The organism is Mycobacterium marinum (assembly GCF_003391395.1).
Lineage (GTDB): Bacteria > Actinomycetota > Actinomycetes > Mycobacteriales > Mycobacteriaceae > Mycobacterium > Mycobacterium marinum.
Genome location: NZ_CP024190.1, coordinates 5,299,881 through 5,322,031, shown reverse-complemented (window position 1 = coordinate 5,322,031; position 22,151 = coordinate 5,299,881). Strand labels below are relative to the sequence as shown.

18 protein-coding genes are annotated in these 22,151 nt (G+C 66.5%); 8 read left to right on the top strand and 10 right to left on the bottom strand.

Going from position 1 to position 22,151, the window contains the following annotated elements; genetic code table 11:
• Positions 1-93 precede the first annotated feature (93 nt).
• Positions 94-999, bottom strand: coding sequence for an RNA polymerase sigma-70 factor (locus CCUG20998_RS22295; protein ID WP_012396039.1), 906 nt, complete (start codon positions 997-999; stop codon positions 94-96).
• Positions 996-2,180, bottom strand: a complete 1,185-nt coding sequence (locus CCUG20998_RS22290) for an NAD(P)/FAD-dependent oxidoreductase (RefSeq protein WP_020729713.1) — start codon at positions 2,178-2,180, stop codon at positions 996-998. Before CCUG20998_RS22290 ends, CCUG20998_RS22295 begins: the two co-directional genes overlap by 4 nt.
• Before the next feature lie 497 nt (positions 2,181-2,677).
• Between CCUG20998_RS22290 and CCUG20998_RS22285 the strand changes: the two genes are divergently transcribed.
• On the top strand, positions 2,678-4,381 hold the full coding sequence (locus CCUG20998_RS22285; protein ID WP_050674615.1) for a hypothetical protein: 1,704 nt from the start codon (positions 2,678-2,680) through the stop codon (positions 4,379-4,381).
• A 67-nt stretch (positions 4,382-4,448) separates the two neighbouring features.
• On the opposite strand, the gene CCUG20998_RS22280 is transcribed toward CCUG20998_RS22285, so the two are convergent.
• Complete coding sequence (locus CCUG20998_RS22280; protein WP_020729715.1) at positions 4,449-5,015, bottom strand: serine acetyltransferase; 567 nt, start codon at positions 5,013-5,015, stop codon at positions 4,449-4,451.
• A 1,199-nt stretch (positions 5,016-6,214) separates the two neighbouring features.
• Between CCUG20998_RS22280 and CCUG20998_RS22275 the strand changes: the two genes are divergently transcribed.
• On the top strand, positions 6,215-7,588 hold the full coding sequence (locus tag CCUG20998_RS22275; protein WP_020729717.1) for a cytochrome P450: 1,374 nt from the start codon (positions 6,215-6,217) through the stop codon (positions 7,586-7,588).
• A gap of 46 nt (positions 7,589-7,634) precedes the next feature.
• On the opposite strand, the gene CCUG20998_RS22270 is transcribed toward CCUG20998_RS22275, so the two are convergent.
• Both CCUG20998_RS22270 and metG read right to left on the bottom strand, forming a co-directional pair.
• Entirely contained in the window at positions 7,635-8,321 is a 687-nt protein-coding gene (locus CCUG20998_RS22270; RefSeq protein ID WP_020729718.1) for a class I SAM-dependent methyltransferase, read from the bottom strand.
• Positions 8,322-8,595: 274 nt separating this feature from the next.
• Entirely contained in the window at positions 8,596-10,152 is a 1,557-nt protein-coding gene (gene metG, locus CCUG20998_RS22265) for a methionine--tRNA ligase (protein ID WP_020729719.1), read from the bottom strand.
• Between the two features lie 33 nt (positions 10,153-10,185).
• Here metG and CCUG20998_RS22260 point away from each other — a divergent pair, with 33 nt between their 5' ends.
• From CCUG20998_RS22260 to CCUG20998_RS22230, 5 genes are all read left to right on the top strand, one after another.
• Positions 10,186-11,034 carry a TatD family hydrolase gene (locus tag CCUG20998_RS22260; protein ID WP_020729720.1) on the top strand — a complete coding sequence of 283 codons (849 nt, stop codon included), beginning with the start codon at positions 10,186-10,188 and terminating at the stop codon, positions 11,032-11,034.
• A gap of 170 nt (positions 11,035-11,204) precedes the next feature.
• Positions 11,205-12,332 (top strand): resuscitation-promoting factor, encoded by a 1,128-nt coding sequence (locus CCUG20998_RS22250; RefSeq protein WP_036456097.1) that lies wholly within the window; start codon positions 11,205-11,207, stop codon positions 12,330-12,332.
• The gene (gene rsmA / locus CCUG20998_RS22245) at positions 12,329-13,261 is read left to right on the top strand and encodes a 16S rRNA (adenine(1518)-N(6)/adenine(1519)-N(6))-dimethyltransferase RsmA (RefSeq protein ID WP_036426311.1); all 933 of its coding nucleotides are present in this window, start codon (positions 12,329-12,331) and stop codon (positions 13,259-13,261) included. Before CCUG20998_RS22250 ends, rsmA begins: the two co-directional genes overlap by 4 nt.
• 58 nt (positions 13,262-13,319) lie before the next feature.
• The gene (locus CCUG20998_RS22240) at positions 13,320-14,282 is read left to right on the top strand and encodes a 4-(cytidine 5'-diphospho)-2-C-methyl-D-erythritol kinase (RefSeq protein WP_020729723.1); all 963 of its coding nucleotides are present in this window, start codon (positions 13,320-13,322) and stop codon (positions 14,280-14,282) included.
• 365 nt (positions 14,283-14,647) lie between these two features.
• A complete protein-coding gene (locus CCUG20998_RS22230) occupies positions 14,648-16,282 on the top strand; it encodes a fatty acyl-AMP ligase (RefSeq protein WP_020729724.1) in 1,635 nt (544 codons plus the stop codon).
• A gap of 85 nt (positions 16,283-16,367) precedes the next feature.
• Here the strand turns inward: CCUG20998_RS22230 and CCUG20998_RS27585 are convergent, their stop codons facing one another.
• The gene (locus CCUG20998_RS27585) at positions 16,368-17,888 is read right to left on the bottom strand and encodes a PE family protein (RefSeq protein ID WP_153068541.1); all 1,521 of its coding nucleotides are present in this window, start codon (positions 17,886-17,888) and stop codon (positions 16,368-16,370) included.
• Positions 17,889-18,231: 343 nt separating this feature from the next.
• Between CCUG20998_RS27585 and CCUG20998_RS22220 the strand changes: the two genes are divergently transcribed.
• Positions 18,232-19,140 carry a DUF302 domain-containing protein gene (locus CCUG20998_RS22220; RefSeq protein ID WP_231389728.1) on the top strand — a complete coding sequence of 303 codons (909 nt, stop codon included), beginning with the start codon at positions 18,232-18,234 and terminating at the stop codon, positions 19,138-19,140.
• Positions 19,141-19,153: 13 nt separating this feature from the next.
• Here the strand turns inward: CCUG20998_RS22220 and pth are convergent, their stop codons facing one another.
• The 4 genes from pth to CCUG20998_RS22200 form a co-directional block, all read right to left on the bottom strand.
• Positions 19,154-19,729, bottom strand: coding sequence for an aminoacyl-tRNA hydrolase (pth, locus tag CCUG20998_RS22215; RefSeq protein WP_012396025.1), 576 nt, complete (start codon positions 19,727-19,729; stop codon positions 19,154-19,156).
• 12 nt (positions 19,730-19,741) lie between these two features.
• Positions 19,742-20,386 carry a 50S ribosomal protein L25/general stress protein Ctc gene (locus tag CCUG20998_RS22210; protein ID WP_020729726.1) on the bottom strand — a complete coding sequence of 215 codons (645 nt, stop codon included), beginning with the start codon at positions 20,384-20,386 and terminating at the stop codon, positions 19,742-19,744.
• A gap of 247 nt (positions 20,387-20,633) precedes the next feature.
• Entirely contained in the window at positions 20,634-21,515 is an 882-nt protein-coding gene (locus CCUG20998_RS22205; RefSeq protein ID WP_020729727.1) for an oxidoreductase, read from the bottom strand.
• Positions 21,515-22,123, bottom strand: coding sequence for an LpqN/LpqT family lipoprotein (locus CCUG20998_RS22200; protein ID WP_181005692.1), 609 nt, complete (start codon positions 22,121-22,123; stop codon positions 21,515-21,517). Before CCUG20998_RS22200 ends, CCUG20998_RS22205 begins: the two co-directional genes overlap by 1 nt.
• Between the last annotated feature and the right edge of the window lie 28 nt (positions 22,124-22,151).

Genomic DNA, 22,151 nt, shown 5'->3' with positions numbered 1-22,151 from the left:
GCTTGACAGAACGATGGGTTTTCGCACGCCACGAGTCCAGCCCGGGGACGGCAGGCGGTGCAGCGGCGCTGGTGAGCGGCAGGGCCGCGACGCCTAGCCGCGGCTGATTTCGTGGGCCCGCGCCACCGCCGTCAGCTTGTCCGGATTACGCATCACATAGAAGTTGGTGATCTTGTCGCCGACGATTTCCAGCGTGATCACTCCCTCCAACTGCCCGCCGAGATAGAACAGGACCGCGGGAGCACTGTTGCACGTCACCAGCTCGACCTGCAGTTCGGTTGCTGCTTTGCGGATGAGCCCGGTGATGGCCCTGGCCACCCGTTCGGCGCCGACCACCGGCTTGCGGGCCGCAGACACCTTGCCGCCACTGTCGGCCAGCCAGGTCGCATCCGGTGCCAGCATCGCCATCAACGCTTCCACGTCGCCGCTGGCAGCGGTCTGCAGAAACTGGGCGGTGAGCTGCGCATTGCGTTGCGGGTCGACATCGCCATACTTCTTGCGCCGCGCCTGGATGTGCGCGCGGGCCCGGTGAGCGACCTGGCGCACCGTCGGAGCGGGCTTTCCCACCGCGTCGGCGATCTCGTCATAGTCGAACCCGAACACCTCGCGCAGTACGAACACCGCGCGCTCGTCGGGGGTCAGGGTCTCCAGCAGGACCAGCATGGCCATCGACACCGATTCCGCGAGTACCAGATCAGCAGACGGGTCGCTCTCGTCGAGCAGCAGCGGCTCGGGGAGCCACGGCCCCACGTACTCCTCGCGGCGGCGAGCGCCGGCCCGCAATGCGTTAAGCGACTGGCGAGTTACCAGTTGGGCCAGGTAGGACTTGGTGTCGCGGACGGCCGACAAGTCGACCGCCGCCCACCGCAAATAGCTCTCCTGCAGCACGTCGTCGGATTCGGTTGCTGAGCCCAGGATTTCGTAGGCAATGGTGAACAACAGCGGGCGCAGCAGGGTGAACCGTTCGGCATGCTCGTCACTGTGCGACGGCGGTGTCACGGGAGCACAACCGGTTGCTCGGCCGACGGTTGGACGGGTCGGCTGCCGCCCTTCAGCCAGAAGTACGAGCCGGGTTTGGCGGCCTCGCGCCGCAGCGCCCACAGCGTGCCCTTGCAGATGGCTTCCTTGACTGCCGCGCCGGCACGGCCGCCGATGATCACGTTCACCGGGGTGTCGTCGGTGTGCGCGAGTTGAATCGTGCCGTAGCTGCGGCCCACGCTGATGCATTGTCCGACGAACGCCTGGTTCAGCGCGACGGGTTGACCTCCAGCGATCCGGCTCAGCACCGTGTTTGCCGCTTGGGCCCCCAGCGGCCCGGCGGCTTGGCAGCTCATCCGCAAGGGCTGGCCCGACGGTGCGACGGCGTCGCCGGCGGCAACGATGCGGTCATCGCTGACGCTGGTCAGCGTCTCATCGGTGAGCAATCGGCCCAGATCGTCGGTGCGGAGCCCGCTGCGGGCGGCCAGATCCGGGACGCCGAATCCCGCCGTCCACACGGTGGCGGCGCTGGTGAGCACCGTGTCATCGGCCAGCACCACCGCATTCCACCGGACTTCGCTGACGGCCGCCGATTCCAGCACGTTCACCCCGAGTTTGCCCAGTTGCCTGGCCACCGAGTGACGGCCGCGGTTGCTCAATGACGGCCCCAGCCTGCCGCCGCAGACCAACGTGACGCGGCGGCCACGCTCGGCAAGTTCGGCCGCGGCCTCGATGCCGGTCAATCCGCCGCCGACCACGGTGATGGCGGCGTCGGCGGGCAGATCGGCCATCGCGTGCCGCAGCCGTGTCGCGCCGTCGAGGTCGGCCACCGAAAATGCGAACTCGGCGGCGCCTGCCACGGCGGGCATCGCCGCGGTGCTGCCGACGGCGTAGATCAGGTAGTCGTAGCGCAGCTCGGATCCCGATGCCAGTAGCAACCGGTGTTCATCGGCGTCGATACGGTCGACGGCGTCGACCACCAGGTGAATGCCGTCGCCGAGCATCGAGTCGTAGTCGACGGTGGCGGTGCCGCTGCCCGCGGCCAACTGGTGCAACCGAATCCGCTCGACAAAGACGGGACGCGGATTCACCACGGTGATCTCCAGGTCCGCACGTGACCTCAAGTGGTTGGCGGCCATGATTCCGGCGTAGCCGCCGCCGATCACGACGACATGGTTACGGTGGTCGGTCATCTCGCTCATCTGCTGCCTCCGTGTTGTTGCCGTTGTTGCGGACGCTTGGGGAACGCAACGGACTTGTGCCCTCAAGACACCGCAGACCGGCCTGCCGTGACAGTAAGGGCCCCGATTGTGAGCTGTCTCACTTTCGGCGCGCCCGGTCCCACGGCCGGGCCTGCTTGCGCCAACCACCTCCGGTTAGCTGACCGGGCGTATCGTCACCGCATTGGGCCGTCGCGCGCCGGCTCGGCAGCCCGGCTGGACCGGGCGTGCGTGTTAGGCTCGCTTAACTAGAATCGAGCCGTGACTTTCCCGGTAGACCCGGCGGAAAACCAGGCGAACTGGGGTTTATCAATGCGCACTGGCGTGCATTCGAAAATCTGGGCTCGAACAGGCCGCTCGTCAACTGAAGGTAGTCAGCAACGCGTTGGCGGCGTTGTTATCCGCTCGTTGGATGTCGATGCCGTTGCTCGCCGACCGCGAGGCGTCGATGCTCGGCGCGATCTGGCTCGAATGTGAGAATGGTTCGGACAATTAAGAAACACACATCGATCGTTGTTGCGTGCGTGGTTCTTCTACTGGGCGGGGCACTCGACGGCTGCAGCAGAAGCCACGAAAACAACAGCCCACTGGCCGCGATAGTCAGTCCCGCGATTCCGGCGGCTTCCCAGGAGCTCCCCAACCCGCTGCGCGGCCAGTACGAAGACCTCTTGGAACCGCTGTTCCCGCAACGCGATCCCGCCCAGCAGCGGTACCCGGCCTGGCCGGCGTCGTTCGACGCCAGCTTGCGGCTCCCGTGGCGCCAGCTGCAGCCGGTGGATCCGGCCACGCTGGGGCCCAACCCTCCCGATGAACTCAAGTACGACTTCGGCCTGATCGACGACGCGCTGAGCAAGCTGGCCGATCGTCGCATGCGCTTGACCCTGCGCATCTACGCCTACAACTCCTGCTGCAACGACTCCTACCCGAACAACACCAACATCGCCGTGCCCGACTGGTTGCGCGCGATTCCGGGAACCACCACCAGCTATCCGGGGCCGGCTCACGGCGTGGGTGCCGGAGTGACGCAGGTGGTGCCGAACTTCAACGATCCCACCTATCTGCGCAGCTTCAGCGAGTTGCTGGCAGCGCTGGGCCGCCGCTACGACGGCGACGAACGGCTCAGCGTGTTCGAGTTCTCCGGATACGGAGACTTCAGCGAAAACCACATCGCCTATCTGCGTGACTCGCTAGGTGCGCCCGGTCCGGCCCCCGATGCCAGCGCCGCCGCCCTTGGTTACTACAGCCAGTTCCGCGACCAGAACATCACCACCGATTCCATTCGGCAGCTGGTCGGGGCGAACGTCAGCGCCTTCCCCCGAACCCAATTGGTGACCAGTCCGGCCAACCCGGAGATCGTTCGCGAACTCCTTGCCGACGACGTCACCAAGAAGCTTTCCGCGCCGGTCGGTATCCGGTCGGACTGCCTTGGGGTCTATGCGCCAATGCCGGCCTGGGCGGACGGCAATGGCGCTCACTACGTGCAGACCCAAGATCCCGTGGTCGGGCAGCTGCGTCAACGGCTGGCCACGGCGCCGGTGATCACCGAATGGTGCCAATTGCCCGAGGGCACCACGCGGCAGGCCTACTACGAGAAGGGCCTGCGCGACGTCATGAGATACCACGTCTCGATGACATCGAGCATCAACTTCCCCGACGAGGACTCGCGCTCACCGATGGATCCCAAGCTGTACTTGCTGTGGGCCCAGGCCAATGCGACCGCGGGATATCGCTATTCGGTCGAAGCCAAACCCGGATCCCAGGGGATGGACGGCAAGGCGGCGACCATCTCGGTGGTCTGGACCAATTCCGGCTCCGCCGCTGCGACCGAGAAATGGGTACCCGGCTTCCGGTTGGTGGACTTCACCGGACAGACGATTCGCACGCTGCCATCGAGCGTGGACCTCAAATCTCTGGTTCCCGAGGCGCCCGGTGATCGCAATGCCATTGCGCCGATACCGGCGTCGGCAACCGAGACGGTACGTATCGATCTGACTGGCCTGCCGGCCGGTCACTACACGCTACGGGCTGCGATCGATTGGCAACAGCACAAACCGAATGGTTCGCACCTGGTGGATTATCCGCCCATGCTGCTGGCTCGGGACGGCCGCGACGATTCCGGCTTTTACGCCATTGCGGCACTCGATGTGCCCCGCGACGCGCAGACCTCGGTCAGCGATCAATGACACCGTAGGTTTGCTGACGTTGTGCTGAACGAGTTTCCTGTGCCGGTCGGCGATCTGGGTGCCGGGCCTAGGAGCCCGGCCTCTGGGGGCGCAGGCCGCCCGGACGACGGTCCCTGACGACTCGGGCGGGAATGCCGGCGACCTCGACATCGTCAGGTACCGGCTTGATGACGACCGCGCTCGCGTAGATGACCACACGGCTGCCGACATCGGCGCCGAGCACCGTGGCTCCGACCGAGATGAAAACGTCATCGCCGATCGTCGGGTATTCGCCCGCGCGTCCCTCACCTATTGTCACGCCATGGTGGAGTCGGCAATTCGAGCCGACTTTGGCGTTGCAGTTCACGACAATCGAGCCGATATGGGCGATCGAGAGGCCCGGGCCGAATACGTTGCGCGGGATGTCGAAGCCGAGGCGTTCGCCGAGGAACTTGGTTCGTAGCCGAAGATACGCGGCAACGAGTCGCCCGGCCGGCGTCCGAGCCGAATTCGTCCAATACTCGGACTTGCGTAGCAAACGCTGAAAATGCGCGGGGCGCTGCAAGATCCGGTGCCGGAGTCGCCAGCGATCCAGGCCGTAGGCGTGTAGATCCGCGGCCAGGTATGACTCCAGGTCCTTGCGATTCTCGATCACTGCGGAAACATCCTATTGGTCCGCATCCGAAGTTAGTGGGCGCGTCTTGTTCCAGCGGGTGATGTAGGCGCGGACGGCGTGAGTCCCCGCCATCAGGCGTCCGCACAGATTGCTTCAAACCAGCAGATAAGGCCTTGCCACGAAGCCTTTTTCGCAGACGACACACAGCGACTCGCCAAAGAACATACAGTCACTGGTGGCGCGTATGATGTTTGCCGCCGAGGCGAATGCCGCTATCCAGCATCCATGAGCGCATGGAGAATGGGTCGGGCTCCAGAGGCGGCCCGAGCCCGATCCGCTGGCCCAGTGGAGTGGGGTTGACCATTGGATTTGTGGCATCCGAAATCGCTTGACGAGGAGTCGGCCCGCAAGGACGGCGTTGTGTTCGAGCCCTACTTGACGAGCTCCGTCGCGAAGCTGAGTGTTGCGCGGCAGGCGCCGTGGTGTGGTGGGTTTTGCTGTTTTGAATCTTGCCGCGTAGAAGTTGCGGTGCGACATTGCCGGTGTTGGCGCGGGGCATCGAGCAACGGCCGCTCGGGGCCTGTCGTTTCCGGGGCTGCAACCGCACACCGCCATCGCCGCATGATCAAGTCGCTGTAGCACCCGTCGAACGACGCCAAAAGGTCATGTGGGCAACATGACTCGCAGCTCAAGATCTGGGGGGCGGCGCCAAATCCAACGTTCGCCCCATGCCGGGCGCCGTCTCGATGGCTCTACTGGGGCTCAATGCCCTGGAGCTTGGCTTCGTCGGACCGTGATACGGGTACCAGGTATCTGTATACTGTGTGGCGGGCCGCTGTGCGTCGTCTGCGAAAAAGGCTTCGCGGCAAGGCCTTATCTGATGGTTTGAAGCAATCTGTGCGGACGCTTGATGCCGGGATCTGGCTTGGCGCCTATACGCTAGCTCTGCGAGCCCGGGTGTCTGGATGGATCCGGTGTCTTTGCATTGAAACCCTTTGGTTAACTTGGTATTTAGCGCAGAGGAGGTGAATTCATGTCTTACGATTGTCTTTTCAGCGAGTGCGATGTCGCTTACTCGTACCCGTACTTCACGGCGGCTGATCTCGCCGAGTGATTTAGCCGGATTGTCGATGTGCCGACCTACGTCAGGCGCCGGCGTAGGTCGGCACAATCGCTACTGGTGCTGGACTTCAGTAGAACGTTCTGTCGCGCAACGAATTTTCTCGAGAAGGGCGTCGATGAAGGGTAACGCCTACGATGTCACGACGATGATCGCGCGGACCAGAACCGCGCTTCCCCCCGGACCGCGGCTGCCCCGATCAGTGCAGGACGCACTACTAATCCGCCACGGACCGCGCTTTCTGGCTGCGTGTCGGCGGCGCTACGGGGATGTCTTCACGCTTCGAGTCGCATCAATCGGCACGATGGTCTATGTCGCCGATCCGGCCGTCATCAAGTCCGTGTTCGCCGGTGACCCGAACACCCTTCACGGCGGTGCGGCAAGCATGCTTCGAGGCTTGCTCGGTGACAGCTCCCTGCTGGTGGTTGACGACCGAGTCCATCGAGACCGGCGGCGCCTGATGCTGGCACCATTTCACCGCGACGTGATCGAAAGACAAGCCGGGCTGATCGCCGAGATCGCCGCGGAAAACGTCACCGGCTGGCCCGTGGGCACCCCATTCGCGGCCGCAACCAAGATGTCCGAGATCACCCTGGAGGTGATACTTCGAACGGTCATCGGTACCAGCGACGCAGCCCGGCTGGCGGCACTACGCGCAGTCATGCCACGGCTACTCGATCTGCGCCCGTGGGAGACACTGGCCCTGGCCAAACCAAATCTCCTGCAGCGCGGCCCCTGGCGAGGTCTGCATCGACGCATAGCCGAGGCCGACGAACTGCTCTACGCCGAGATTGCCGAACACCGAACCGACCCAGGCCTATCCGGGCGCGCTGACACCCTGGCCATGCTGATCCAAGCGGCCTACAACGACGGACGCACGATGGCTGACGGCGAGCTGCGCGACCAGCTGATGACCCTGTTGGTAGCCGGGCACGACAACACCGCGGCGGGGCTCTGCTGGGCGCTAGAACGTCTTACCCGCCATCCGGCCGTGCTGGCCAAGGCAGTGCAGGCCGCCGATGCGAGCGCGGCCGGCGACCCCGTCGGCAACGAGTACCTCGACGCAGTGGTCAAGGAGACCCTCCGGGCCCGTCCGGTGGTCTTTGATTTGGGCCGAGTGCTGCGCAAGCCGATCGAGTTGGCGGGTTATCTACTGCCAGAGGGGGTTATGGTCGTCCCGTCAATCGGGCTGGTGCACGGAAGCGCGGCGCTTTACCCGGGGCCAGAACGGTTCGACCCGGATCGAATGCTCGGCGTGACTTTGGGCCCGACCGGCTGGCTGCCATTCGGCGGCGGTAGTCGTCGCTGCCTCGGCGCGGCCTTCGCCATGGTCGAGATGCGCGTTGTGTTGCGGGAGATCTTGCGTCGGGTCGAACTATGCCCCACGACGGCGGTCGACGAACGGCAGAAGCTGAAAAACGTCATCCTGGTGCCGCATCGCGGGGGGCGCATTTTGGTCCGGGCGATGAGGGGAGTCCCGGCGCCGGACTAGCAGGTGAACACGCGTTTGTGGGTTGGCCCGGCCAGCCCGACCCGAATCAACGATGCGGACTCGCGACCAGCCATTCGGCCTTTTCCGGCTCGTTGGTTTCCAATTGCATTCCGGCACTGTGGAGTTCATCTTGGATCTGCGCGCAGGTAAGGCGCTGCGCGCGAACGGGCTGGCGCCACAACTGGCCGTCCAATTCAAAACTGACCGTGCCTTCGAGCACTCCATCACGGTCGGACTTGACATCCATCGTCCGAGTCAGCGGACCATCAACGAACCGGTGGCTACCGCCTTGCTGCATCGACGCGAACCAGCTCGGTGACCTCCACTGAATGAGAGCCTTGCCGGCTGGCTCGAGATGGCCTGCAACGGTGGCTAATACGGCACGCCGAAGTTCGGTCCCCGGATAGTTGATCAGGCTGCTGGCCAGTAGCACGGCGTCGAATCGCTGCCCCAGTTCCAGCTCCTCGATCCGGGCGCAGACCGTCCGGGCGCCCCGAACTTCACCTAACAACGCCGCTGAATCGTCGACGGCGGTGACCCGATAGCCGAGCTTCGCCAGTGGGTTGGCGATCCGCCCGACGCCAGCACCGAGGTCAAGCACCGAACTTCCCGGATCGATCTCGCGCTGGACCAACTCCACCTCGGTGGTTGCGGGTAGGCGCCGCAATAGCTCAACCAAAGTGCCATCGTTTGCCTGCGCACTAACGCCGTATCCCACGACATCGCTGGACATCTCATACACCTATTCTCGGCTGGCGCCGACGCCCGGTAATAAGATCCACTCGAACTGCCGCCATTGGCGCTGAAGCGGATTCGGCCGCGCAACGCGGCCCAAGCCCTCGGCAAGCCGACTGCGGCGCAAGAACATTCCGCTAACGTGATGGGCCAGCCTCGAGCAAGACTCTACCAGAGCATGCCCGGCAAAACCGTTGCGCGGGAAGCGTCCTTGGGGCCACGGCGTCGACCGGCCAAATTGAAAGTAGGGCAGTCGGCCGCGCCGGTAACGCTTACCCGGTTTCGGAAGGCGGCGGCTGGTAGCGCGGGAATACACCGGTGGGCGACGGCATCGCGGTGCCCGGGACCAAGCGTGCGCCGATGGCGTTGAACGACCGCTGATCTGGCCGCTGGCCCAGCAGGTCCAACAACTTGGCGGCCGACTCCGGCATGACGGGCGCAACCAGTAACGCCGCGATGCGCACGGCCTCACATGTGGTGTAGAGCGTCGAGCGGAACCGGGCTTGGTCGGCCTCGGACTCGCTCTTGCGTAGCACCCACGGCTGCTGGTCGGAAAAGTATTTGTTCGCATGGCCGAGCATCAGCCAAATCGCTTCCAGGGCAAGGTGCATCGACTGATTGTCGAAGTGTTCGCGCACCCGTTCCAGCAGCCCGTCGGCGATCGCCAGCAGCTCCCTGTCGGCGGCGGAGAATTCGCCGGGCTCGGGTACCGCCCCGCCCAGGTTCTTGGCGATCATCGACAACGACCGCTGGGCCAGGTTTCCCAGCTCGTTGGCCAGATCGGTATTGATCCGGTTGATGATGGCTTCTTCGCTGTAGCTGCCGTCCTGCCCGAATGGGACCTCGCGCAGTAAGAAGTAGCGAACCTGGTCCACTCCATACGTTTCGATCAGGCCCATCGGGTCGATGGTGTTGCCCAGCGACTTGCTCATCTTTTCGCCGCGGTTGTGTAAGAACCCGTGCGCGAAAACCCGGCGCGGCAGCTCGATTCCGGCCGACATCAAGAATGCCGGCCAGTAGACGGCGTGGAACCGGATGATGTCCTTGCCGATCATGTGCAGATCGGCCGGCCAGTAGCGCAGGAAGGCCTCCGAGCCGGTATCCGGGTAGCCGGCCCCGGTCAGATAGTTGGTCAGCGCGTCGACCCACACGTACATGACGTGGTCGGGATGTCCGGGTACCGGAACGCCCCAGTTGAACGACGTGCGGGAGACCGATAGGTCTTTGAGCCCACCGGAGACGAAGCTGACCACCTCGTTGCGCCGCACCTCGGGCGCGATGAAATCCGGGTTGGCTTCGTAGTGCGCCAGCAGTTTGTCGGCGTAGGCCGACAGCCGGAAGAAGTAGGTCTGCTCCTCGGTCCAGGTCACCGGGGTTCCGGTTTCGGTGGCTATCCGGGTGCCGTCGACAACTTGGGTCTCCGACTCGACGAAGAACCTTTCATCGCGCACCGAGTACCAGCCGGAATAGCTGTCCAGATAGATGTCGCCGGCCGCATCCATGCGCCGCCAGATCTCCTGGGAGGCCTCGTAGTGGTCGGAATCGGTGGTGCGAATGAACCGGTCGAAGGAGATGTTCAACGCTTCCTGCATGCGCTGGAACACATCCGAATTGCGCCGGGCCAGCTGCGCGGTCGGGATGTCCGCGGCCGCGGCGGCTTGCGCCACCTTCAGCCCGTGCTCGTCGGTCCCGGTCAAGAAGCGGACGTCGAAGCCGTCGAGCCGCTTGAACCGGGCAATCGCGTCGGTGGCGATGTATTCGTATGCATGACCCACGTGCGGTGCGGCGTTGGGATACGCGATCGCAGTGGTGACGTAATAGGGCTTCATCTCAGAACCCACCCTATTGGTTAGTCCTATTGTGTGCGCGTGAGCTCCAACCGCGCCGCCAAACGAGAAGCACCGCCCGCCCCGCAGCCCCTGGCACCGTTGATCGACGCGCATACCCATCTCGATGCCTGCGGCGCCGCCGATGCCGCGGGAGTGATCGCCATCGTCGACCGTGCCGCGGCGGTCGGGGTGGAGGCGGTGGTGACCATCGCTGACGATCTGGAATCGGCGCGATGGGTGACCCGTGCGGCCGAGTGGGATCCGCGGGTCTACGCCGCGGTCGCGCTGCACCCGACCCGGGCCGACGCGCTGACCGAGGCCGCGCGCCGTGAAATCGAAGAACTGGTAGCTCATCGGCGGGTAGTGGCGGTGGGGGAGACCGGTATGGACATGTATTGGCCGGGTCGACTGGAAGGATGCGCGGACCCCGACGTGCAGCGGGAGGCTTTTGCCTGGCACATCGACCTGGCCAAGCGGGCCGGCAAGCCGCTGATGATCCACAACCGGCAGGCCGATCGCGAGGTGCTCGACGTGCTGCGCGCCGAGGGCGCTCCCGACACCGTGATCTTCCACTGCTTCTCGTCGGACGCTGCGATGGCCCGCGAGTGTGTGGCGGCCGGATGGTTGCTGAGCCTGTCCGGGACGGTGAGCTTCCGCAACGCCCGCGAGCTGCGCGAAGCGGTCCCGCTGATACCGCTGGACCAGCTTCTGGTCGAAACCGATGCACCTTTTTTGACCCCGCACCCCTACCGCGGTGCAGCGAACGAACCGTATTGCCTGCCCTACACCGTTCGGGCGCTCGCTGAGCTGCTCAATGGTAGTGCTGAGGAATTGGCCCAGGTAACGGCCAGCAATGCTCGGCGAGTGTATGGACTAGGCTAGGCCAACAGGCGATTCCCGGTCCGCGGTTGTAGCACCCCGCCGCCGGAGTTGCTCAACATTGGACGGTTCGTTACCGTCTTGTTATCGAACAGGTGGGCCTCTGGGCCCATTTTGTCATTTTCAGCTGAAAAGGTCGTTGGGTTGTTGCTGAGGTCGGGGATAGACGGACGTTGAATCTGATTACGAAACTTCATCAAACTGAATCGCCCATGTTGCGCGCTGTGGTTGGCGCTCTGCTGGTGGGACTGGCCCTGGCCGGCGGCTACGCAGTTTCTGCGTCCAAGACCGTGACATTGACCGTCGATGGAACCGCGATGCGGGTGACGACGATGAAGTCGCGGGTGATCGACATCGTCCAGGAGAACGGCTACTCCGTCGGAGACCGTGACGACCTGTATCCGGCCGCGGAAGTGGCGGTGCACAACGCGGACACCATCGTGCTGCGGCGCAGCCGCCCGCTGGAGATCTCGCTGGACGGCCACCAGGTCAAGAAGGTGTGGACCACGGCCTCCACCGTGGATGAGGCACTGGCCCAACTCGCGATGACCGACACGGCTCCGGCCACGGCCTCTCGTGGCAGCCGGGTGCCGCTGGCGGGGATGGCTTTGCCCGTCGTCAGCGCCAAGAACGTGCAGATCAACGACGGCGGTGTGGTGCGCAGCGTGCACTTGCCGGCCGCCAATGTCGCGGCGTTGCTGAGCGCGGCCGGCGCCCCGTTGCAGGGCAACGACCAGGTGGTGCCCAGTGCGGCGACTCCGATCGTTGACGGCATGCAGATCGAGGTGACGCGTAACCGCATCGAGCGGGTCACCGAGCGGGTGGAGCTGCCCCCGCCGGCGCGGCGCATCGAGGACCCCGAGATGAACATCAGCCGGGAAGTGGTGGAGGACCCGGGTGCGCCGGGAACCCAGGACGTGACCTTCGCGGTCGCCGAGGTCAACGGCGTGGTGACCGGCAAGCTGCCGGTCGCCAACGTGGTGATCACTCCGGCGCGCGAAGCGGTGGTCCGGGTGGGCACCAAGCCGGGCACCGAAGTGCCTGTGGTGATCGACGGATCCGTCTGGGATGCCATCGCGGGTTGTGAGGCCGGCGGCAACTGGGCGATCAACACCGGGAACGGCTACTACGGCGGCGTGCAGTTCGATCAGGGCACCTGGGTGGCTAACGGCGGGCTGCGGTACGCCGAGCGGGCTGACCTGGCCACCCGCGAAGAACAGATCGCGGTGGCCGAGGTGACCCGCCAACGGCAGGGCTGGGGCGCCTGGCCCGTGTGTAGTGGGCGAGCGGGGGCACACTGACCATCCGGCTGCTCGGGCGTACCGAGATCCGGCGGCTGGCCAAAGAACTCGATATCCGGCCACGCAAATCCCTTGGACAGAACTTCGTCCACGACGCCAACACCGTGCGCAAGGTCGTTGCCGTCTCCGGTATCACCCGGTCTGACCAGGTGCTCGAAGTTGGTCCCGGGCTGGGCTCGCTGACGCTGGCCCTGCTGGAGCGCGGCGCCGCCGTGACGGCCGTCGAGATCGACCCGGTGCTTGCGGCTCGGCTACCCCAAACCGTGGCCGAGCACTCCGATAGCGAGATCGGGCGCTTGACCGTCGTCCATCACGACATCTTGACGCTGCGCAGGCAGGACGTGGCCGACCAGCCGACCGCGGTGGTCGCCAATCTGCCCTACAACGTCGCGGTTCCCGCGTTGCTGCATCTACTCGCCGAGTTCCCGTCCATCCGGGTCGTGACGGTGATGGTCCAGGCTGAGGTCGCCGAACGGCTTGCCGCCGAACCAGGTGGCAAGGAATACGGCGTGCCCAGCGTCAAGGTCGGCTTCTACGGACGGGTGCGCCGCTGCGGCATGGTGTCGCCCACGGTGTTCTGGCCGATCCCGCGCGTCTACTCCGGCTTGGTCCGCATTGACCGCCACGAGACCACGCCCTGGCCCACCGACGAGAACTTCCGCCGGCAGGTGTTCGAATTGGTGGACATCGCCTTCGCGCAACGGCGCAAGACATCGCGAAACGCGTTCCTGGAGTGGGCGGGCTCGGGCAACGAATCGGCCAATCGGTTGCTCGCGGCCAGCATCGACCCAGCTCGTCGTGGTGAGACGCTGTCCATCGAGGACTTCGTGCGATTGCTCACCCGCTCTGCCGACACCTCCGGTGGGCCGCCCGACGCCGGTGTGGCAGGCGATGAGGGGCAGGTGCCGGGGCCGGTTTCGGCGACCTGATCGGTGGTGGACGCACGCCGGTAGGTGTGTTCGCAGGTTGCAGCGATAGTCTGCTGCGGTGTCGAGGACGTCGGACGGAAACACCGCTGAGTTGTGGGTGCCTACCGGGTCGGCGACCGTAAGGGTCCCCGGCAAGGTCAACCTGTACCTGGCGGTCGGCGATCGCCGCGATGACGGCTATCACGAGCTGACCACGGTGTTTCACGCGGTCTCCCTGGTCGACGAGGTGACGGTGCGCAACGCCGACCTGCTGTCGCTGGAGGTCGTCGGCGAGGGCGCCGACAAACTGCCCACCGACAAACGCAACCTCGCCTGGCAGGCGGCCGAGCTGATGGCCGAACACGTCGGCCGCGCACCGGACGTGTCGATCTTCATCGACAAGTCGATTCCGGTGGCCGGCGGCATGGCCGGGGGCAGCGCCGACGCGGCCGCGGTACTGGTGGCGATGAATTCGCTGTGGGAGCTCAACCTGCCCCGGCGCGACCTGCGCATGCTGGCCGCGCAGCTGGGCAGCGATGTGCCCTTTGCGCTGCACGGCGGTACCGCGCTGGGCACGGGCCGCGGCGAGGAACTGGCGACGGTCTTGTCCCGGAATACCTTCCACTGGGTGCTGGCGTTCGCACGCAGCGGCCTGTCCACCCCGGCGGTGTTCACCGAGCTGGACCGGCTCAGGGACGTGGGGAGTCCACCTCGGCTCGCCGAGCCCGGGCCGGTGCTGGCGGCTCTGGCGGCCGGCGATCCCGAGCAGCTGGCGCCCCTGCTGGGTAACGAGATGCAGGCCGCGGCGGTGAGCCTGGACCCGGCGCTGCGCCGGGCGCTGCGTGCCGGGGTGGAGGCCGGCGCCCTCGCCGGCATCGTCTCGGGCTCCGGTCCGACGTGTGCCTTCCTGTGCCGCACGGCCGAGTCCGCGCTGGATGTCAGCGCGCAGCTGTCGGGAGCGGGCGTCTGTCGTACCGTTCGAATCGCCACCGGACCGGTGCCGGGAGCCCGGGTGGTGCCGACGCCGGGAACCCCGGAGTAGCCGGGCACGATAGTTCGCAGAGCACCGTCTGAGAAGCGGATTGTGAAATCTGCCTCAATACGCGTGAGGGTTTGGCAGTTCTTTAAGAACTGCTTAAGATAATCCGCGGTGACGAGTAGTGATGAGCAAGATGGCGCGAGATTTTTGTCCGCCCAGCGCAGCGCTGGGCGGACGCCTAGTCACCGCCGGCTCGGCTCGCCGAGCCTTGCCCTTGCCCATCACGCGACCCGGTATCGGGTCGAGGATTCATCACTGATTCGAGACCTAACCGCTCCCCAATTGTGTGCGCGCGCCTGTCGCAATGTGACATCAAGCAGGCGGAACATGAAAACCCGGACCCTGGGGCCCGAACCGAGGAGGTTGCTTTGAGCAGGTTTACCGACAAGATGTTCCGCAACGCTCGCGAGACCACCAAGGGCATGGTGACCGGTGAGCCGCACACCCCGGTTCGGCACACCTGGGGTGAGGTGCACGAGCGGGCCCGTCAGATCGCCGGAGGGCTCGCCGCCGCGGGCGTCGGCCCCGGCGACGCGGTCGGCGTGCTGGCCGGAGCCCCGGTGGAGATCGCTCCCACCGCCCAGGGGCTGTGGATCCGCGGCGCCAGCCTGACCATGCTGCACCAGCCCACCCCGCGCACCGACCTGGCGCTGTGGGCCGAGGACACCACGACCGTCGTCGACATGATCGAGGCCAAGGCCGTCGTCATCTCCGACCCGTTCATGGCCGCGGCTCCGGTGCTCGAGGAGCGCGGCATCAGGGTGCTCACCTTCGAGCAGCTGCTGGCATCCGAGCCCATCGACCCCGTCGAAGTCGGCGAGGACGAGCTGGCGCTGATGCAGCTGACATCGGGATCCACGGGTTCGCCCAAAGCCGTGCAGATCACCCACCGCAACCTGTTCGCAAACCTCGAGGCGATGTATATCAGCGCCGAGTACGACGCGGAAACCGACGTGATGGTCAGCTGGCTGCCGCTGTTCCATGACATGGGCATGATCGGGTTCCTGACCGTGCCGATGTACTTCGCCGGTGAGCTGGTCAAGGTCACCCCGATGGACTTCATGCGGGACACCCTGCTGTGGGCCAAGCTGATCGACAAGTACAAGGGCACGATGACGGCCGCCCCCAACTTCGCCTACTCGCTGTTCGCCAAGCGGCTGCGCAAACAAGCCAAGCCGGGCCAGTTCGACCTGTCCAGTCTGCGCTTCGCGCTCTCCGGTGCCGAGCCGGTAGAGCCGTCCGACGTGGAAGACCTGTGTGAAGCCGGCGCACCGTTCGGTCTGCGGCCGCAGGCGATCCTGCCGGCCTACGGGATGGCCGAAATCACCCTCGCGGTGGCCTTCTCCGAGTGCGGCGCCGGTCTGGTGGTCGACGAGGTTGACGCCGACCTGATGGCTGCGTTGCGCCGGGCGGTTCCTGCCGCCAAGGGCAACACCCGCCGGCTGGCCTCGCTGGGCCCGCTATTGCAGGGCATCGAGGCCCGCATCGTCGATGCGGACGGCAACGTGTTGCCCTCCCGGGGTGTCGGAGTGATCGAGTTGCGCGGCGAGTCCGTCACGCCCGGTTACCTCACCATGGGCGGATTCATCCCGGCTCAGGACCAGCTCGGCTGGTATGACACCGGCGACCTGGGCTACCAGATGGAAAACGGCCACGTCGTCGTGTGCGGGCGGGTCAAGGACGTCATCATCATGGCGGGTCGCAACATCTATCCCACCGACATCGAACGGGCCGCGGGCCGCGTCGAAGGGGTGCGTCCGGGTTGCGCGGTAGCGGTGCGCCTCGACGCCGGGCACTCGCGCGAGACCTTCGCCGTGGCCGTCGAGTCGAATGCCTTCGAGGATCCCGCCGAAGTGCGCCGCATCGAGCACCAGGTGGCCCATGAGGTGGTCGCCGAGGTCGATGTGCGTCCGCGCAATGTTGTGGTGCTGGGTCCGGGCACCATCCCGAAGACCCCGTCGGGCAAGCTGCGTCGGTCCAACTCACTGACTCTGGTCACGTAGCCGCCGCGAAGAGACGGATAAAGGCAAGAAACAGTAGAGGCCCCCGCCGCTGGCGGGGGCCTCTACTGTTGCGCGCGTAGTCAGATCAGCCGGATGCGCCGGGTTGCCCGGACGCACCGGTAGCACCGGTTACGCCGTCGCCACCGACCCCTCCGGTCCTGCCCCCTCCACCAGCACCCGTACCGCCGGTGCCACCAACCCCGCCGGTGCCGCCGGTGCCGCCGGCACCTCCCGCCCCCGCGGTGCCCCCGGCGCCCGCGGCCCCGGACTGACCAAACAGGCCCCCGGCGCCCCCGGCGCCGCCGTTGCCGCCGTTGCCGCCGGTGCCGCCGGTCCCGCCGGTGCCGCCGGTGCCGCCGTTGCCGCCGGCACCGCCGACCCCCGGCCTGGTCACGGAACTGGTGTTATCGCCGCCATGGCCGCCGGTGCCGCCGGTAAGGCCCATCGCGCCGGGGCCGCCATCGAGGCCGTCGCCGCCGGCCCCGCCGACCCCGCCGACCCCGAACAGCAGCCCACCCCGACCACCGGCGCCGCCATCGCCGCCGTGGCCACCAGCGCCGCCTGGGGCACCGATGCCGCCGGTGCCGCCGGTGCCGCCGCCGCCGGCCTGGGAGGAGGAGGTGCTGATGCCGCCGGTGCCGCCGGTGCCGCCCGGGGCGCCGACGCCGCCAGTACCGCCGGTGCCGCCGGCGGCTGCGGCGATGCTGCTGGCGCCGCCGGTGCCGCCCGTGCCCCCTTGTTGGCCGGGGTTGCCGTCGGCACCAGCTCCACCGGTCTGGGCTGCGGGGCCGCTGAGACCATCGGTGCCGCTCGCGGCCTGAAGGTATGGCGGGGAGGGGTTGGTACCGGCCGCGCCGACAGAGCCGAGACCCCCGTGTCCGCCGGCGCCGCCGGTACCCAACAGGTAGGCGTCGCCGCCGGCGCCGCCACTACCACCGGGTTGGCCATTGCCGAACACGTAGGCGTCTCCGCCGTTGCCGCCGGCTCCACCATTGCCAAACAGCAGCCCGCCGTTGCCGCCGTTGCCGCCGGCTGGCCCGGGCCCACCGGGGATGCCGGGACCGCCGTTACCGCCGTTGCCGCCGTTGCCCAACAGCCCAGCGCTCCCGCCGCCACCGCCGGCCTGGCCCGCCCCGCCGTTGCCGCCGTTGCCGCCGTTGCCGTAGAGCCACCCGCCGGCACCGCCGGCTTGGCCCGGTCCGCCGTCAGCCCCGTTGCCGATGAGCGGGCGCCCGGTGAGCGCGAGAGAGGGCGCGTTGACCACGGACAACACGTCCCGCTCGACGGCGCTGAACGCGGCCTGCGTCTGTTGCAGGGGTGCGGCGCCGGCGGCCTCCGCGCCCGCATATGAGCTGCCGGCCGCCTTCAGGGCGCTTTCGAACTGCTGGTGAAGCGTCGAGGCCTGAGCCGCCAGCGCCTGATATGTCTGACCATAGGTGCCGAACAACGTCGCGACCGCCGCCGATACCTCATCGCCCGCGGCCGCCACCACGGATGTGGTCTGGGCCGCCGCTGCCGTGGTGGCCGCGTTGATGGCCGACCCAATTCGGGCCGTGTCCGCGGCCGCCGCGGACAATGCTTCGGGCGTTACGAGCACAAACGACATGGCGATTCCCTCTCTTGTACAGAGCCGCATTGTGGAGACCCGTCGGACTGCCGCGCCGGGCGACATCGTCGGTACCACAAGGGCATCCGGCCCCTACTGGCGCGCGCGCTTGTGCTGGCGCGTTGGCTGCGGCCAGGACATGCACGCCTGGCCGACCGATCACGGTGTTCTCTGGGCAGCGAAGCAATGGTGGAATGTTCTTGCCAAAGTGACCGCTGCCACGGCTTTGCCAGCCGAACAGCCGGCCCCATCGCGGTGTCGAAGGGAGCAGTACCTGATGTTTCGCGGATCACGATCCCTAGCGGCGCGAGTCGCCGCACGCCTTTCTGTCGTTGCCGCTGTCGTGGCCTTTTCCGTGACCGGCTGTAGCGGCGGCAACAAGATCGCTACCGAATCGCCCAGCGCTTCGGTGACCACCGGTGCAGCAAACGGGCAGCGAACCGTTTCGACGACCTACATCACCTACACCTCGAGCCAGCCGTTCGAAGCCACCGCCGATGCGCTGCGCGCCGCCGCCGCCGACAACGGGATGCTCATCGTCGGTGACATCAACCAGGATGCTGAGCTGGCGGCCAACGGCCTGCGGTTGCCGGGCGCGCATAGCTTCTTTGTTGGTAACCCGCAGATCGGTAAGACGTTTTTCGATGCGACTCAAGCGATCGGCACGGTGGTTCCGGTACGGGTGCACGTCTGGGTGGATGGCGATGGCCCGGCGCATATCAGCTACATCGACCCGGCGCCGGAGTTCACCGCCGTCGATCCGGGCCTGGCCGACGCCGGTCAGAAGATCTCGCAAGCAATCCGCACCATCGCCGCGGCCGCGGCCGCGGGCGGCGGCACACCTCAGGAAACCAAGGTGGAGACCAAGTTCGTCACGGTCGACACATCGACCGCTTTCGAGGCGAGCATTGCTGCGTTGCACTGGGCGGCCGACCAGAACGGGATGGTGATTCTCGGTGATGTGAATCAAGCTTCCAGGCTGGAAGCGATCGGAATGCAGCTACAGCGTTCACACAGCTTCTTCGTGGGTGATCCACAGATTGGCAAGACGCTCTTCGGTACCACTCAAGCGATCGGTGCGGTGGTTCCGGTGCGGGTCCATGTTTGGGCGGACGCCCGCGGTCCGGCGCACATCAGCTACTTCGATCCAGCTCCGCTGCTCACCGCCATCGACCCCGGTCGCGCCGACGTGGGACAGCAGCTATCGCAGGCCATCCACGCCATCGCCGAAGCCGCGGCGGCCAAGCGCTAAACCCACACCGGCCTCACCAGGCGTGGACCCGGTTTTGGGCCGGCTCCAGGCCAATTTCGACGAGCAACTCGGTGGCGTCAGCGGCCTGTTCGCAGATCGTGGGTACTTCCGGACGCTCCGGTGAGCTGAAATTCTCCAGCACGAATGTCGCCGGATCCTTGCGGCCGGGCGGGCGGCCGATGCCGATGCGCACCCGCTGGAAGTCCTTGGTGCCCAGCGCCGCTGCCACCGAGCGCAATCCGTTGTGCCCGCCTTCGCCGCCCCCGAATTTGAGCCTGATGCGGCCGAAATCGAGGTCGAGCTCGTCGTGAATGACGATGAGGTCCGCCGGTGGCACCGAGTAAAACTTCGCCAGAGGTGCCACCTGGCGGCCCGACTCGTTCATGTAGCAGCGCGGTTTGGCCAGGACCACCGAGCGCTGCGCCAATCGACCCGTCACCACTTCGGCGCCGGAGCGCTTGTGCACCTTGAACTTTGCGCCCAGCCTGGCAGCAAGGAGGTCGGCAACCATGAACCCGAGGTTGTGCCGGGTCCGGGCGTAGTTTTCCCCCGGGTTGCCCAGGCCGACGACCAATAACGGCTCGGCCATACTGCGAACCGCTTACTCGGACTCGGCTTCGGCTTGACCGCCCTCTCCCTCGGCTGCCGCGGACTCGGCGCCTTCTTCGCCACCCGCTTGCTCGAGGTCCTCGGCGGTCGGTGCGGTCACCACGTTGACGACCAGCATCTCGGGGTCAGAAATCAGACCGACGCCCGCCGGCAGCTCGATCTGCCCCGCGGTGAACTGGGTGCCAGGCTCCGCGCCTTCGATCGACACCGTCAGCTGCTCGGGAATCGACATGGCCTCGGCCTCGATTTCGATGGTGTTGGCCTCCTGGGTAACCAGGGTGCCGGGCGCGGCGTCGCCTTCGACGGCAACCGAGACCTCGACGACGACCTTCTCGCCGCGGCGCACCACCACCAAGTCGGCGTGCTGGATGGTGCGGCGGATCGGGTGGATGTCCAGCGCCTTGGTCAGCGCCAGCTGCTCCTCGCCCGCGATGTCCAGGGTGAGCACCGCATTGGTGCCGGAGTTTCGAAGGACCGCCGCGTAGTCGTGGGCGGGTAGCTCCAAGTGCTGCGGCTCGGCGCCGTGGCCGTACATCACGGCCGGAACCTTGCCCTCACGGCGGGCTCGCCGGGAGGCGCCCTTGCCGGTCTCGGTGCGTACGGTAACCACTAGTTGGTTGACTGCAGCTTTGGCCATTGTGTCGCTCCTCTGGGCTTGGTGCCTGGTTCATGGCACGGGCGAGGATCGCGACAACCGTCGGTCTCCGTCGATAACGGTGCTCTGATCGGCACACACCCGTCAGCCACCCTCGCCGTGACGCCCGGCAAGGTTAGCGCATCCGCACCTCGGAGCGGAAATTCGCGGCGGGCGGGGGTGCCCGCCGGCTACCCCAGCGACTGGTGGGGCCCACGTGACCGGTGTGGCTGGGCCGGCGCGGTGGCGCTCAGAACGGAAATTCGGCTCCCGTGAGCTGCTCGGACAGCTCCCACAGCGCGGCGGCCGCGACTGCGTTCTTGGCGCGCCGGCTGCGGCCCACCGATCGGGTGGGACCGACGTAGCCGAATCTGGGCCCGACATAGGTGTTGCCCGGCAGATCCTGAGAGGCGGCGTACAAAGTCTGGCGGGCCCCGAAATCGGCGTCGGTGGCGATCAGCCTGGTGCCGAACGACACGACCGCATCGCCGAGCTTGCGGCCCGAGGCCCCCTGCAGGTTGGTGTGGGAGAACCCCGGATGGGCGGCCAGCGCGCGCAGCGGCGAGCCGGCCGCGTCCAGGCGCTTTTGCAGCTCGCTGGTGAACAGCAGGTTGGCGAGTTTGGACTGGCCGTAGGCCAGCCAGGGGGAGTACCGCCGGGACTGGTAGTTCAGGTCGGCCAAGTTGATCCGGCCCGTCCAGTGCGCCATGGACGACACCGTGACCACCCGGTCGGTGAGTTTGGGCAGCAACAGGTTGGTGAGCGCGAAATGGCCGAGGTGGTTGGTGCCGATCTGGCTCTCGAAGCCGTCCGCGGTCAGCGCGTAGGGCGTGGCCATGATGCCGGCGTTGTTGATCAGCAGGTCGGACTTGTCGACGCCGGCCGCGAATTCGCGAACCGATGACAGATCTTGCAGATCGAGGCGGCGGACCTCGACCGGGCCGGCATTGGAGCCGGTCATCTGTTGTGCGGCGGCCTCGCCCTTGCTCGTGTTGCGCACGGCCAGGATGACCCTGGCGCCATGGCGGGCCAGCTCGCGCGCGGTGACGGCGCCCAGCCCGCTGTTTGCGCCGGTCACGATGACCGTGCGCCCGGTGAACGACGGTAGATCCGCGGCGGTCCAGTCGGCCATCACTTCACCGCAACCACGAATCCGTTGATGATCGACTCGATGTCGGATGCGCTGCCGGCGGCCTGACTGGCCAGGCTGGTGATGGTCAGTTGGACCAGATACCGCTGGTTGTCCGGCGGCGGCCCGGTGGGAATGACGATCCGATTCCAGCTGTGCATGCGGGCACCCTCGAGGTCGTAGCTGCCCTGCATCATCGACGAGGGAAAACCGTGAAAGTCTGCCGACGAGGCGTCCAGCTGTTTGAAGTTCTCGAACAGTTGCGCGTCGTCGTTGCCGCGCCTGGCGACGTCGGCGGGGTCGAAGTTCCCGCGCAGCAAGAACACGACCAGTCTGGCCGTGGGGTAGTGGCCGCCCTTGGAGATGATCACCGTTTCCGGGTTGATCTTCGGGCCCTCGTAGGGGGACCAGCCCGGTGGTGTCGGGATCGACACGGTAAGGCCTTTGAGGTCACTCGGCGCGATCTGCTTTCCGCTCACCCCGATGCTTTCCAGGTACTGCGACAGCGGCACGGGCGGGGCGGTGGTGGCGGTGGTGCTAGTTGTTGCGCTCGTGGTCCAGATGGATTTGTAGTCAGGGGGCTCGGGTGTGCTGCAGGCAACCGCCGGCATCGTGACCGCGAGTGAAACGACGGCCGCT